This window comes from Streptomyces echinoruber, from assembly GCF_014651135.1.
GTDB lineage: Bacteria > Actinomycetota > Actinomycetes > Streptomycetales > Streptomycetaceae > Streptomyces > Streptomyces echinoruber.
Genome location: NZ_BMWH01000015.1, coordinates 1 through 14,009, shown reverse-complemented (window position 1 = coordinate 14,009; position 14,009 = coordinate 1). Strand labels below are relative to the sequence as shown.

Below are 14,009 nucleotides of genomic sequence, written 5' to 3'. Positions count from 1 at the left end.
CGAGGAGCCGCCCGATGTCCGACTTCGTACCCGGACTCGAAGGAGTCGTCGCGTTCGAGACGGAGATCGCCGAACCCGACAAGGAAGGCGGCGCCCTGCGCTACCGAGGGGTCGACATCGAGGACCTCGTCGGCCACGTCTCCTTCGGCAACGTCTGGGGGCTGCTGGTGGACGGCGCCTTCAAGCCCGGCCTGCCGCCCGCCGAGCCCTTCCCCATCCCCGTCCACTCCGGCGACATACGCGTCGACGTGCAGTCCGCCCTCGCCATGCTCGCCCCCGTGTGGGGCCTGAAACCCCTCCTCGACATCGACGTCGCCCAGGCCCGCGAGGACCTCGCCCGCGCCGCCGTGATGGCCCTGTCCTACGTCGCCCAGTCCGCCCGCGGCCAGGGCCTGCCCATGGTGCCGCAGCGCGAGATCGACAAGGCGCGCTCCATCACCGAGCGCTTCATGATCCGCTGGCGTGGCGAGCCGGACCCCAAGCACGTGGCGGCGGTCGACGCCTACTGGACCAGCGCGGCCGAGCACGGCATGAACGCCTCCACCTTCACGGCCCGGGTCATCGCTTCCACCGGCGCCGACGTGGCCGCCGCCCTCTCCGGCGCCGTGGGAGCCATGTCCGGCCCCCTGCACGGCGGCGCCCCCTCCCGTGTCCTGCACATGATCGAGGAGATCGAACGCACCGGCGACGCCGAGGGCTACGTCAAGAAGGTCCTCGACCGCGGTGAGCGCCTCATGGGCTTCGGCCACCGCGTCTACCGTGCCGAGGACCCCCGCGCCCGCGTCCTGCGCCGCACCGCCCGCGAGCTGGGCGCCCCCCGCTACGAGGTCGCCGAGGCCCTGGAGAAGGCGGCCCTGGAGGAGCTGCACAACCGCCGCCCCGACCGGGTCCTGGCCACCAACGTCGAGTTCTGGGCGGCCATCGTGCTGGACTTCGCCGAGGTCCCGGCGCACATGTTCACGTCCATGTTCACCTGCGCCCGCACGGCCGGCTGGTCGGCGCACATCCTGGAGCAGAAGCGCACCGGCCGCCTGGTGCGTCCCTCCGCCCGCTACGTCGGCCCGGGCCCGCGCAGCCCGCGCGACGTCGAGGGCTACGACGAGATCGCCCACTGAGGCCCCCGGGCCGCCTGCCGGGACCCTTGGCGCCCGCTGAAGCTCCCGGGCCGCCCGCCGGGACTCTCGGCGCCCGCTGAGGCTCCCGGGCCGCCACCCGCCGGGACTCTCGGCGCCCGCTGAGGCTTCCGGACCGGGCGCCGGGGCCCGCGGCGCCCGTCGAGCCCCTCGGGCCGGGCGGCCCGAGTCCCTCGGCCGGGCGGGGCCCCGCACGCAGAAGACCCGCGGGCTGAGTCCTCCAAGGAGGAGCCGGTCGGACGTACCGGCAGCCCGCGGGTCCGGTGACTGCTGGGGATTGGGCCGGCTGCGTGCCTGTCTCGCACGCTGGCTCGGCACCACACTGAGTGGGGTGGCGGGCCGCTAGCCCGCAGCCACCTCGCTCGTCCGGGATTCACTCATTCTCCGGATCACCTCCTTTCGGCGTGGGCCACACACTAGGCACCGGCCGGGCAGGGGGCAACGCATTTTTCCGGGACATTGCCCGAGCCTCCGATCCGGTGCTGCGCCGGGTGTTCGGCGAGGTGCGGCCGGCGGTGACCATGCTGGAGTGCGGGCCGGCGGATCCGAGGATGAGGATCGAGATCGAGGTGGACGCGGTGCGGGGCAGCGGGGCCCGCCGGGACGCGGCCCACGGCGCCCGCACGACACCGGCGTGAGCCCGGCGGGCGGCGCTCAAGGCGCTCACAGCACCCACGGCGCTCACAGCGCTCACAGCACTCACGGACGCCGCTCGGCCACCAGCCCCGCCAGGTCCAGCGCCGAGGCGACCCGTACGGCCACGTCCTCGGCGTAGGCGACGTCGGCCCGTTCGAACGGGCCGCGCCCGGCACCGCGCAGGAACGTCACCACGCCCAGCGTCCGCCCCCGGCTGCGCAGCACCGCGCACAGCGCGTGCACCGCGTCCGCGGGCCACTGCCGCTCCAGCGCCCAGGCACGGGCCCGCTCGGACGGTGCGCCGTCGGCGCTCACCCGCACCGTGCCGGCCCGCTCCACGCACTGCAGGGCCGGGTGGTCCGGGCCGTACGGCACCGGCAGCCCGGCCTGCCCGGTCAGCGCGCTCGGACCGGGCGACCCGGTGGGGCTGGCGGCGATCCGGACCAGCCGCACCGGGGCGGACGGCTCGCCGTCCGCCGGGACGGGGCCGAGGACCCGGTCGACCAGGGCGTGGTCGGCGAACCCGGCCAGCGCGAAGTCGAGGTGGACGGTGGCGGCCTCGCCGGGGTCCTCGCACTCGGCGGCGGCCCGCGCGGCCCGGTGCAGCTGGTTGGTGCGGAAGCGCAGCGTCGCCGCGTCCTGCTCGCCCTGCCGGCTCTCCGTGACGTCCACGAAGAACCAGCCGACCCCCAGCGGCACCGGCTCCTCGGCCAGCGGCGAGGCGAGCCGCACGAAGCCGGAGCGCCAGCAGCGCCGCCGGCCGCCCTGCGGGGTGCGCACGGTGACCCAGATCTCGGCGGGCGCGGGCGGGGCCCCCTCGGCGAGTACGTGCGTCAGCGCGTTCTCCAGCTCCTCCACGCCCTGGGAGAGCAGGTCGCCCAGCGGCCGGCCGAGCACGTCCGTGCGCCCGGTGCCCAGGGCGCGGGCGGCGTGGGCGTTGACGACGGCGGGCCGCAGGTCGGCGTCGACGAGGACGACGCCCCAGGAGGCGTCCTCGAACAGCGCCTCGCTCAGCGCGATGGACCGCTCCAGGTCGATCTGCGCGTGCACCTCGCTGAACGCGCAGTACACACCGGCCGGCGTGCCGTCCGGCCCGCGCACGGCCGCGGACTGGGTGCGCACCAGCACCCGCCCGCCGTCCTTGGTCACCAGCGCGAACTCGTCGACCTGGCGGCCCGGCGACCGCATCGCCGCCATCAGCCGCCCCTCGACCTCCTCGGCGTCCGCGCTGCGCAACGCCCAGCCGGCGAGCCCCTTGCGGCCCACCGCCTCGGCCGCGGTCCACCCCAGGATCCGCTCCGCCTCGCGGTTCCAGTGCGTCACCACGCCGTCGGCGTCGAAGGCGCACAGGGCCGCGTCCATCCCGTCCAGCAGCGCGGCGAGCAGATCGGCACCCTCCCGCTCGCCGTCCCGCCCGGGCTCGTCCGGCCCCAGCGCGTCGGTGGTCCCCCTACGCCGTGAAGCACTCACCTGGACCCCCTGCAGGCTGCGTCCGCACGTACGGCACGTCGGTTCGCTCACTCATTCAACTGGAACGTGACCCAGCACACACCGAGTTCCCACAAGATTGAGAAAAACGTTGCACCCCACACCCTCACCTGCGCCCGGGAGCCCTCCTCCCGTTTCACCCGCCTTTTCCGATACCCGCCCGCTCCGGTGACCGGAGCCCGGCGACCGCCCTTGCGAAGGGGATGGGGGCAGGGGGCCGGGGCGGTCGTTCAGAAGCGGTAGAAGATCCGGTCCCGGTACTTCTCCAGCACCCGTGCGTTCCACTCGTGGCCGCCGTCGACGTTGCCGGAGCGCAGGAGGGGAGGCTCGATGCCGCGGGCGGCGAGGGTGGCGGCGGCGGTGGCCATGACGGCCTGCAGGAGCGCGGTGGTGACGACGGTGGAGGCGGGCGCGAAGGGGGCGGGGACGGTGTCGAGGGTGAGCTCGGCGTCGCCGACGGCGATCTTGGAGTCGAGGACGATGTCGCAGTGGTCCTTGAGGAAGGTGCCGGTGACGTGCCGGGACCTGGTTCCGGTGGCGTAGGCGAGCGAGGTGACGCCGATGACCTTCACGCCGAGGGCGCGGGCGTTGAGGGCCATCTCGACGGGGAGCGGGTTGCGGCCGGAGAGGGAGATGATCACCAGGGCGTCGCCGGCGCGGAGGGGGGAGCTGTCCAGGACGGCGGCGGCGAGGCCGTCGACCCGTTCCAGGGCGGACCCCAGTGTCGCGGGCATCACGTCGACGCCGACGACGCCGGGCACGGTGAGCAGGTTCATCAGGGCGAGGCCGCCGGCGCGGTAGACGACGTCCTGCGCGGCCAGGGAGGAGTGCCCGGCGCCGAAGGCGAACAGGCGGCCCCCGGCGGCGACGGTGTCGGCGAGCAGCGTGCCGGCGGCGGCCACGGCCTCCGCCTCCTCGTCGCGGACCCGCCGCAGCAGGTCGGCGGCGGCGTCGAGGAACTGGTCGGCCGGCGTGCGCTCGCTCATCCGCAAGAAGCCCCTTCGCTTCACTGTGGCTGGGAGATGGATGGACAAGAGGGATAAGAAGGATAAGAGGGGCAGGGGGAGGGGGAGGGCAGGGGGACAGAAGGTGCCGCGAGGGTGCCGGGGCACGGCGGCACGGGGCGCGGAGTGGTGCGGAGTGGTGCGGGCCCGTGCCGCGGATCACGGTGAGGTCTGGACCAGGGGGATGTCAATACGGTCTCCGGTCTCCGGTCTCCTTTCCTCTCCTTTCCGTGGCGGGACCCCGTTGTCGGTGGGATGCGTCAGAATTGACTCCTGGGCCAGCGCACGCACCGGTGAGCCGTCCGGCCTCCGGCAGAGGTAACCAAGGGGCACGTATGTCCGGACTCATCGACACCACGGAGATGTATCTCCGCACGATCCTCGAACTCGAGGAGGAAGGCGTCGTCCCCATGCGCGCCCGGATCGCCGAGCGGCTGGACCAGAGCGGCCCGACGGTGAGCCAGACCGTGGCCCGCATGGAGCGGGACGGTCTGGTCTCGGTGGCGCCGGACCGGCACCTGGAGCTGACGGAGGAGGGCCGCCGGCTGGCGACGCGCGTCATGCGCAAGCACCGGCTCGCGGAGTGCCTGCTGGTCGACGTGATCGGCCTGGAGTGGGAGCAGGTGCACGCGGAGGCCTGCCGCTGGGAGCACGTGATGAGCGAGGCCGTGGAGCGGCGCGTGCTGGAGCTGCTGCGCCACCCGACCGAGTCGCCGTACGGCAACCCGATCCCGGGCCTGGAGGAGCTGGGCGAGAAGACGGGCGTCGATCCGTTCCTGGACGAGGGCATGGTGTCGCTGGCCGATCTCGACCCGGGCGCCGACGGCAAGACGGTCGTCGTCCGGCGCATCGGCGAGCCGATCCAGACGGACGCGCAGCTGATGTACACGCTGCGGCGGGCCGGGGTGCAGCCGGGGGCCGTGGTGAGCGTCACCGAGTCGCCGGGCGGGGTGCTGGTCGGCAGCGGCGGGGAGGCCGCGGAGCTGGAGAGCGAGGTCGCCTCCCACGTGTTCGTCGCCAAGGCGTGAGGGACGCGTTCGCGGCCGGGCGCGGGTGAGAGGTGCCGGCCGTCGGCGGGGCGCGAGGGAAGGGCGCAGGCCGTCGGCGGGGCGCGGGCGAGGGGTGCGGGGCGTCGGCGGGGCGCGTGAGGGGCGTCGGCCGCCGGTCCGCGTCACCGGTTCCGCTTCCGGCTGCGCCGAATCGCAGCGCGCGGCGGCTTCGCGTGCAAGGCTGTTCCGGAAGGCCGTGACCCTGGAGGGCCCTGGAGGGGACGCCGATGTGCCGCACGCGCGAGGAGGGCCCCGGCGCCGCGCGGCGCCGGGGCCTGTCCTCCCCCGTGTCGACCCGGAGCCCCGAGCTCTCAGGGTCGTCCCCCCGCGGACCGGTTTCCCCGAGCGGTCCGCCTCCTGTGGAAGATCTCCCCCTGCCGGCGGCGATCATGCCTGGGGGATGTCACTCGTACGAGGGGTGTTGGCCGAGAAGACGGCGCAGTTCGAATATTCATTCGATAGTCTGCGGGTGACGGGGCCGCGCGCACGGCGCACGAAGCGAAGGTACGCACGAAGCGAAGGCACGCGGAAAGTGAAGACAACGGCGGCAGGGCACACGACGGCAGACGCCATCCAGCTAGGGGGGTACCGGGACCAATGGCGCGGCGCATCGACGTGATCGGGGCGGACGGCGTCCGTCTCGCGGCGTGGGAGTTCGCCGATCCGCCGAAGAGCGGGGCGGCGACGGACGGGGCGGAGCGGGCCGGGCGGGCGAGCGGGGAGCGCGGCCCCGGCGTGCTGCTGCTGCACGGCCTGATGGGGCGTGCCTCGCACTGGGCGGAGACGGCCCGCTGGCTGTCCGAGCGGCACCGCGCGGTCGCCCTCGACCAGCGCGGCCACGGGCAAAGCGACAAGCCGCCCGAGGCCGCCTACACCCGCGAGGCCTACGTCGACGACGCCGAGGCCGCGCTGGAGCAGCTCGGCCTCGCCCCCGCCGTCGTCATCGGGCACGCCATGGGCGCGCTGACCGCCTGGCAGCTCGCCGCCCGCCGCCCGGACCTGGTGTGCGGGGTGGTCCTGTGCGACATGCGGGCCTCCGCGCTGGGCGCCGCCTCGCAGCGGGAGTGGGAGGCGTGGTTCGCGTCCTGGCCGGTGCCGTTCGCCACGCTCGCGGACGTGCGCAAGTGGTTCGGCGAGGACGACCCGTGGGTGGAGCGCCCCAACCCGGCGCGCGGCGAGTTCTACGCCGAGGTCATGCACGAGGGCCCCGACGGCTGGCGGCCGGTGTTCGACCCGCGCCAGATGCTCCGCACCCGCGAGACGTGGGTGTACGACGCCCACTGGGAGGAGCTCGCCCAGGTGCGGTGCCCCGCGCTGGTCGTACGGGGCCTGGACGGCGAACTCGGCCGCGCCGAGGCCCAGGAGATGGTCCGCGTCCTGCCCCACGGCCAGTACGCCGAGGTCGCCGACGCCGGCCACCTCGTCCACTACGACCAGCCGGAGGCGTGGCGGGCCGCGGTCGAGCCGTTCCTGGAGACGGTGCTCGACCGGGCCGGGTGAGGCGAGCGCGGGCGGATGCTCCCGTGGAGGTCAGTCCTCGCCGACCTCCACGGGTGTCAGCTCTCGCCGACCTCCACGGGTGTCAGCTCTCGCCGACCTCCACGGGTGTCAGCTCTCGCCGACCTCCACGGGTGTCAGCTCTCGCCGACCTCCACGGGTGTCAGCCCTTGCCGACCTCCACGGGTGTCAGCCCTTGCCGACCTCCCGTGGGAAACCTCCCGGGGATGTCAGCCCTTGCCGACCGCCGTGAGGATCTCCGGCAGCCGCGCCGCAGCGCGCGGCGCCGCCAGCCGCAGCCCCAGCAGGGTCAGGCCGGCGCCGTAGACGGCGCCGGCCGGCAGCAGCAGCGGGCTCCAGGCGGCGCCGTCCGGGCCGAGGCCGGCCCAGATCGCGGCGGCGATGACGGGCGTGCACAGCAGTCCGGCGGCGACCATGCCGCCGAAGATGGAGATCCAGGCGAGGCCCGCCTGGCCGGGGGCGACGTTCTTGTAGCCGTCCTGCGGGATGGAGTAGGGGAAGCGGGCGGAGGTCCACGCGCCGGTGGCGAGCATCGCGCCGAGCAGGGCGAAGGACAGGCCGAGGACCTCCGGCAGCCGGGGCCAGTCGTCGAGGACCGCCGTCGTCACCACCGTCACCAGCGTCGCGTAGGGCAGGGTGATCAGCAGCAGGGCCAGTGCCCGCCCGCGCAGCTCGACGTAGGCGTCCCGCGGGGAGGAGATGGTCAGGGCGACCATCCAGAACGCCGAGGTGTCCTGCCCGAACTGGTTGTACATCTGGATGCCGAGCATGCCGGAGGCGAAGCACGCGAAGTAGGGCGAGCCGGTGCCCTGCACGGCGTTGAACACGGGCACGATCAGGCCGATCGCCAGCGATGTCACCCAGGCCGCCTTGGTCTTGGGGTCGCGCCAGACGTACAGCAGGCTGCGGTGCATCACGGTGCCGGTGCGGCCGCCCGGCAGCAGGCGCGCCAGGCCGCCCGCCCGGCCGCCGCGCTCCCGCTCGCCGGGCTCGGCGGCCTGCAGCGTGGAGGCGTCCGGCGCGGTCATCAGCCGGGTCAGCGTCCGCGCCCACACGCCCAGCAGCAGCGCCAACGCACCCGCGGTGAGGCCCAGTTGGGCGACCGCGGCGCCGTACGACCCGCGGCCCGCGGAGTCCACCGCGCCCAGCGCCGACGCGGGCGGGATCCAGCGCAGCACGTCGGCGACCGGATCGAGCCGGCCCAGGCCCTGCGCGCCGAGCCGCTGCCAGCCGAAGTTCACCGCCTGCGCGCCCAGCGCGATCACCAGGCCGCTCAGCACCGCCAGGTCCCGGCCCTTGCGGCTGCTCAGCAGCCGTACGTTGGCCGTGGCCACGGCCCGGGCGAGCGCCACGCACGTCAGCAGCCCCAGCAGCACCGCGGCGGCCCCGACGGCCCAGGCCGCGCCCCCGTGCGCCACCGCCACCACGGAACCGGCCAGCAGCACCAGCGTGAACAGCGGCCCGATCCCCACCAGCGAGGCCGCCAGCAGCGCCCGCACCAGCGGCCCGGGCCGCAGCGGCAGCATCACCAGCCGGCTCGCGTCCAGCGTCTCGTCCCCGCCGGGGAAGAACAGCGGCATCACGGCCCAGCCCAGCGCCAGCACGGCCGCCAGCAGCAGCACCACCGGCAGGGCGTGCGCGTTGCCGCGCAGCGCGACCAGGCCGAGCAGTTGCAGCAGCGCGAACAGCAGCACCACCACGGCGGTGGTGATGTAGGCGGCCCGCCGCCCGCCGGAGCGGCGCAGCCCGTTGCGCAGCAGCGCCAGCTTCAGCCGTACGACGACGGGTGTGACCGGCGCCGTGCCCGCGCCTTCGGCGGCCGTGCCCGCGCCTTCGGCGCCCGTGCGCGTCGGTGCCCCCGCGCTCACCGCGCGCCCCCGCCCAGCCAGTCCAGCCCGGCACCGGCGTCCCGGTCGCGCGCGCCGACCAGTTCGAGGAACGCCTGCTGCAGGGTGGGCGCCTGCCCGCGCACCTCGGCCAGCGGCCCGTGCGCCCGGATGCGGCCCGCGGCCATCACCGCGACCCAGTCGCACAGCGACTCCACCAGCTCCATCACGTGCGAGGAGAACACGACGGTGCCGCCGGTGGCCGTGTACCGCTCCAGCACCCCGCGGATCGTCTGCGCCGACACCGGGTCCACGCCCTCGAACGGCTCGTCCAGGAACAGCACTTCGGGGTTGTGCAGCAGGGCGGCGGCCAGCCCGATTTTCTTGCGCATGCCGGTGGAGTAGTCGACGACGAGCTTGTGCTGCGACCCGGCCAGGTCCAGCACGTCCAGCAGCTGCGTGGCGCGCCGGTCGACCTCCGCGCCGGGCAGCCCGCGCAACCGGCCGGTGTAGGTGAGCAGTTCCCGCCCCGACAACCGCTCGAACAGCCGCAGTCCCTCCGGCAGCACTCCGATCCGCGCCTTCACCGCCGCCGGGTCCCGCCACACGTCGTGCCCGACCACCTCGACCGATCCCCGGTCGGGCCGCAGCAGTCCGGTCACCATCGACAGCGTGGTCGTCTTCCCGGCCCCGTTGGGACCGACCAGCCCGATGAACCGGCCGGCCGGCAGCTCCAGATCGATTCCGGCGACGGCGACCTGCTGCCCGAACCTCTTCCACAGGTCGCGTACGCGTACGGCGGCGCTCGTCCCTGGTTCCTGCGTCATGGGGAAACCCTACGGCGGGACAACGGACTTGACGGAGGGAGGAGGGCGGCGCGGGGAGAGCGGCACGGAGGGGGCGGCACAGGGAGCGGTACGGAGGGCGGCGCGGGGAGCGGCGTCCACGGCCGCGCCCGCCCCGCCCCGGCCGGCCGACGGGTGCGAGGCGGGCGCGCGGGCGGTCCGTCACCGGTCCCGGCAGTCCGTCACAGGTCCCGGCAGTCCGTCACAGGTCCCGGCAGTCCGTCACCGGTCCCGGCAGCCCGTCACCGGTCCCGGCGGTCCGTCACCGGTCCCGCCCGCACGCGTAGGCCAGTGGCGGGATCAGCTCCTCCACGTCCGGCAGCCACCGGTTGGCCGGGGTGGGCCGGCACGCCCACTGCACGGCGCCCCGCGTCCCCACCCGGGTCGGCGGCGCCGCCACGTACGCGCCCTCGCCCAGCGCCACCAGGTCGAGGGAGGCCGGCGACCACCCCAGCCCGCGCAGCAGCCCGGGCACCTTCGCCGCGCCTTGGGGCAGTACGAAGAACTGCATCCGCCGGTCCGGGGTCGACGTCACCGGGCCGGGCGTCAGGCCCATCCGCTCCATGCGCGCCAGCGCGAGGAACCCCGCCGTCTCCGGGACGGACAGCACGTCGAAGGTCCGCCCCGTGGGCAGCAGGATCGACGCGGCCGGCTGCTTCTGCCACATCCGGCGCGCGACGGTCGCGCTGCCCGTCGCCTGGGCCGCCCAGTCGGCGTGCGCCGCGTGCGCCCCGGGTGCGGCGCACGCGGCGTCACCGCAGGAGCAGCGCTGCACGCCGTCGACGGCTTCCAGCCAGGTGCCCGGGAACACGTCCCAGTGGCGCTCCTCGGCATAGCGGACGGCTGCTTCCAGCAGCGACGCACCGCGCTGGTGCGGAACCTGCCGGTGCGGAACCTGCTGGTGCGGAATCTGACCGGCTGTCTGTGCGGCTCGGATGCCCGGGATCGTCTTCTCCACGTTCCCCTCAACTCCCACGCCCCTCCGGGGTTACGGGCCGCGTCGTGCGCGGGGAGGAGCACCGGTCCGGCACCCGGGGCGCATGGGTGCACGTCAGGGGGCGCGTGGGAGCCGTGGCGGTCCGGGTCGGGTAACCAGGAAGAGGGGCAGCCTCGCCTTTACCCCGGCAATCCTCGCATGCCTCGCATTTTCCTTTTGCGGGCGGGGCATTGATCTCCACGGCCGGATCCTTCCGGGATCACGCCGGCGGACGACGCCGGTGTGGCGCGAGGGGTCCGGCGGCGGAAGATTCGTCAACCCGGTGCGCGGGCAGGAACCGCAGCCTCACAGGGAGCCGCGCCAGACAGCAGGGGGTACGTTATGGCCGCCAGGCCTCTCGTCGCGCGGCAGCCGAACGAACGGCTGCAGGCGCTCATCCAGGAAGCGGGCTGCTCCAACGCGGGGCTGGCCCGCCGCGTCAACATGGTCGGTGCCGAGCACGGCCTCGACCTGCGCTACGACAAGACGTCCGTGGCCCGCTGGCTGCGCGGGCAGCAGCCGCGCGGCCGCGCCCCGGCCATCATCGCCGAGGCGCTGGGCCGCAAGCTGGGCCGCACGGTGACGATCGACGAGATCGGCATGGCCAACGGCAAGAACCTCGCCTCGGGCGTCGGCCTGCAGTTCTCGCCGACCGTGCCGGGCGCGATCGAGCAGGTCTGCGAGCTGTGGCGCAGCGACGTGGGCCGGCGCGACTTCCTCTCCGGTTCCTCCGTGGCGGCCTCGGCGCTGGTCGAGCCGAGCCGGGACTGGCTGATCACCGCGCCGGACGCGCAGGTGGCGCGCTCGGCCGGGCCGCGCGTGGGCGCCTCCGACGTGGCCGCGGTGCGCGCGATGACGAAGGCGCTGGTGGAGCTGGACCACCAGTACGGCAGCGGGCACGTGCGGCCGGTCGTCGTGCACTACCTCAACAGCGTCGTCTCCGGGCTGCTGTCGGGCTCCTACCGCGAGTCGGTGGGCCGCGACCTGTTCGCCGCCGTGGCCCGGTTGACGGAGCTGGCCGGGTACATGGCCGTGGACACCGGCCAGCCGGGCCTGGCCCAGCGGTACTACATCCAGGCGCTGCGCCTGGCCCAGGCCGCCGGCGACCGCGGCTACGGCGGCTATGTGCTCGCCGCGTCCATGAGCCACCTCGCCGCGCAGCTCGGCAACCCGCGGGAGATCGCCCAGTTGGCGCGGGCGGCGCAGGAGGGGGCGCGGGGGCGCGTGACCCCGCGCGCGGAGGCCATGTTCCACGCCGCGGAGGCGCGCGGGCATGCCCTCCTGGGAGACGTGCGCGCCGCCCAGACCGCGTCCGGGCGGGCGGTGAGCGCCATGGAGGCCGCCGGCACCGGCTCCGGGGACGACCCGGAGTGGATCGCGCACTTCGACGAGGCCTACCTGGCCGACGAGTTGGCGCACTGCCACCGCGACCTCGGGCAGGCCGAGGCGGCGGCCCGGTGCGCGCGGGAGTCGCTGGCCGGGCACCCGGAGTCGCGGGCCCGCCGCCGCGCCATCGGCTACGTGCTGCTGGCCACCGCCCAGGTGCAGCAGCGGGAGATCGAGGAGGCGTGCAGCACCGGCCTGAAGGCGGTGGAGCTGCTGGAGACGGTGCGCTCCAACCGCGGCGCCGAGTACCTGGAGGACCTCCAGCAGCGCCTGGAGCCGTTCCGGAACGAGCCGGCGGTGCGCGAGTTCGGGGCGCGGCTGGATCTCCAGGTGGCGGCGTGAACGCCTGACCGCGCCCGGACGGCGGCTGGTGGGCGGCCAGTGGACGGGCGGTGGACGGCCGGGGAAACGGCCGGTGGACGGGCGGGGAAGGGGCCACAGGGGCCGTGGGGCGGGCTTGTTACCACGGTCACAGGCGGGCCGCGGAGAAGGAGGTGAGGTCCGGAGCTGCGTGGCACGGGGCTGAGGGGACCCGGTAGCGTGACCCGACGATTCACAGGTTCCCCCATAAGTAGGAGTCCCGGTGACGCAGAGTGGACAGGGCGAGGAGCCCTCGGCGCGGTCCGCGCGCGAAGGCATCGTGCTGCCCTCCGACGGAGGCGAGCCGCTGCTACCGGGCAGCGCGGGCGGCCCCGGCCCGCAGCAGCCCCGGCACGCGGCCGCGCCCCCGGCCGACGGCGGCCCGTCCTGGGGCGGCGCGCCGGCGCCGGACCGGAGCCGGCCCGCCCCGCCCGAGCAGCCCTGGGCCCAGCAGCAGCCGGCCGTCCCCGGCCCGCTCCCGCCCGAGGGCGCCCCCGCCGCGCCGTCGTACCACGCCCCCGAGGGGGCCTACGGGACGAACGGCACGTACGGCGGAGCCGGCGGGTACGGCGGGCACGGTCCCCAGCCCGCCGCCGGCGCCCCGCTGCCGCCCGCCGCGGACGAGGCCGCGACCCAGTACCTCCCGCCGGTCGCCGCCCCGCAGCCGGACGAAGCGGCGACGCAGTACCTGCCGCCCGTGCCGGGCGGCCCCGGCGCGCTGCCGCCCGAGGCGCCCGACGAGACGACCCGGGTCCTCGGCCGGGCCCGGCACGGCGGTGCCGGACAGGGCGGTCCCGGACAGGGCGGTGCCGGGCAGGGCGGTCCCGGACAGGGCGGTGCCGGGCAGGGCGGTCCCGACGCGGAGGCCACCCAGTACCTGCCGCCGGTCGCCGCGCAGGCCGCCGGCCCGGCACCGTACGGCGCCGGGGACGGGCGGGCGACGCCCGCCGAGTTCGACAACCTCTTCCGCAACGAGGGCGCCGCGTCCACCCAGCCGCTGCCGCGCGTCCAGCCGGGACCGCCGTCCGCCGCGCCGGCCGCAGGCCCGGCGCCGTACGCCCCGCAGCAGCCGGCGGGCGGCCGCGGGCGCGGCCGGGGCGGGCGCACCGGTTCGCGGGTGCCGCTGATCGCGGCGATCGGCGTGGGCATCGTGGTGCTCGGTGTCGGCGCCGGCGCGCTGCTCGGCGGCGGGAACGGCGGGGAGGACGACCACAAGACCCCCGTGTCCGCCACCGCCCCGGCGAGCAGCGCCTCGTCCTCGCCGTCCGCCGACCCGGCCCGGCAGCAGGCCGTCGCGCTGGACGAGCTGCTCGCCGACAGCGGCAGCAGCCGCGCCTCGGTGATCAGCGCGGTCGCCGACATCAAGCGGTGCGCCAACCTCGGCCAGGCCGCCTCCGACCTGCGTGCCGCGGCCCGGCAGCGGGCCGGCCTGGTCACCCGCCTGTCGAAGCTGTCCGTGGACCGGCTGCCGCAGCACGACGAGCTGACCGCCGCGCTGACCCGGGCCTGGCAGGCCTCGGCCTCCGCCGACAACCACTACGCGGCCTGGGCGGACGAGACCGGCGGCAAGAAGGGCTGCAAGAAGGGCCAGGCCCGCATCACCCGCCAGGCCCAGGCCGGCAACCGGGCCAGCGGCGTCGCCAGCGCCGAGAAGGCGAAGGCCGCGCGCCTGTGGAACACGATCGCGCAGCAGTACGGCCTCACGCAGCGGCAGCCCACCCAGTTGTGACCGCGGTCCGTGCGGCCCGGTTGTGACCGCGACCCGGTTGTGACCGCGGTCCGTGCGGC

At 75.4% G+C, this 14,009-nt stretch carries 11 protein-coding genes; 6 read left to right on the top strand and 5 right to left on the bottom strand.

Features of this window, described 5'->3' with window-relative positions:
- Nucleotides 1–14: 14 nt before the first annotated feature.
- Entirely contained in the window at nt 15–1,115 is a 1,101-nt protein-coding gene (locus IE225_RS18035) for a citrate synthase 2 (protein WP_190058577.1), read from the top strand.
- A gap of 497 nt (nt 1,116–1,612) precedes the next feature.
- Nucleotides 1,613–1,771, top strand: coding sequence for a RidA family protein (locus tag IE225_RS18030; RefSeq protein ID WP_190058725.1), 159 nt, complete (start codon nt 1,613–1,615; stop codon nt 1,769–1,771).
- A gap of 61 nt (nt 1,772–1,832) precedes the next feature.
- On the opposite strand, the gene IE225_RS18025 is transcribed toward IE225_RS18030, so the two are convergent.
- Both IE225_RS18025 and IE225_RS18020 read right to left on the bottom strand, forming a co-directional pair.
- A complete protein-coding gene (locus tag IE225_RS18025) occupies nt 1,833–3,239 on the bottom strand; it encodes a PAS domain-containing protein (protein ID WP_229879662.1) in 1,407 nt (468 codons plus the stop codon).
- Nucleotides 3,240–3,487: 248 nt separating this feature from the next.
- Entirely contained in the window at nt 3,488–4,243 is a 756-nt protein-coding gene (locus IE225_RS18020; RefSeq protein WP_190058575.1) for an SIS domain-containing protein, read from the bottom strand.
- A 353-nt stretch (nt 4,244–4,596) separates the two neighbouring features.
- Here IE225_RS18020 and IE225_RS18015 point away from each other — a divergent pair, with 353 nt between their 5' ends.
- Both IE225_RS18015 and IE225_RS18010 read left to right on the top strand, forming a co-directional pair.
- Nucleotides 4,597–5,289 carry an iron-dependent transcriptional repressor DtxR gene (locus tag IE225_RS18015; protein ID WP_190058574.1) on the top strand — a complete coding sequence of 231 codons (693 nt, stop codon included), beginning with the start codon at nt 4,597–4,599 and terminating at the stop codon, nt 5,287–5,289.
- A gap of 618 nt (nt 5,290–5,907) precedes the next feature.
- Nucleotides 5,908–6,810 (top strand): alpha/beta fold hydrolase, encoded by a 903-nt coding sequence (locus IE225_RS18010; protein WP_190058573.1) that lies wholly within the window; start codon nt 5,908–5,910, stop codon nt 6,808–6,810.
- Between the two features lie 227 nt (nt 6,811–7,037).
- On the opposite strand, the gene IE225_RS18005 is transcribed toward IE225_RS18010, so the two are convergent.
- The 3 genes from IE225_RS18005 to IE225_RS17995 all read right to left on the bottom strand — a co-directional run bounded on the left by IE225_RS18005 (nt 7,038) and on the right by IE225_RS17995 (nt 10,457).
- Entirely contained in the window at nt 7,038–8,696 is a 1,659-nt protein-coding gene (locus tag IE225_RS18005) for a transporter (protein ID WP_373303221.1), read from the bottom strand.
- Nucleotides 8,693–9,481 carry an ABC transporter ATP-binding protein gene (locus IE225_RS18000; protein WP_190058572.1) on the bottom strand — a complete coding sequence of 263 codons (789 nt, stop codon included), beginning with the start codon at nt 9,479–9,481 and terminating at the stop codon, nt 8,693–8,695. Before IE225_RS18000 ends, IE225_RS18005 begins: the two co-directional genes overlap by 4 nt.
- Before the next feature lie 280 nt (nt 9,482–9,761).
- Complete coding sequence (locus IE225_RS17995) at nt 9,762–10,457, bottom strand: bifunctional DNA primase/polymerase (RefSeq protein ID WP_190058571.1); 696 nt, start codon at nt 10,455–10,457, stop codon at nt 9,762–9,764.
- A 360-nt stretch (nt 10,458–10,817) separates the two neighbouring features.
- Here IE225_RS17995 and IE225_RS17990 point away from each other — a divergent pair, with 360 nt between their 5' ends.
- Both IE225_RS17990 and IE225_RS17985 read left to right on the top strand, forming a co-directional pair.
- On the top strand, nt 10,818–12,203 hold the full coding sequence (locus tag IE225_RS17990; RefSeq protein WP_190058570.1) for an NsdA family TPR-like regulatory protein: 1,386 nt from the start codon (nt 10,818–10,820) through the stop codon (nt 12,201–12,203).
- Nucleotides 12,204–12,444: 241 nt separating this feature from the next.
- The gene (locus IE225_RS17985) at nt 12,445–13,950 is read left to right on the top strand and encodes a hypothetical protein (protein ID WP_190058569.1); all 1,506 of its coding nucleotides are present in this window, start codon (nt 12,445–12,447) and stop codon (nt 13,948–13,950) included.
- The last annotated feature ends 59 nt before the right edge of the window (nt 13,951–14,009 follow it).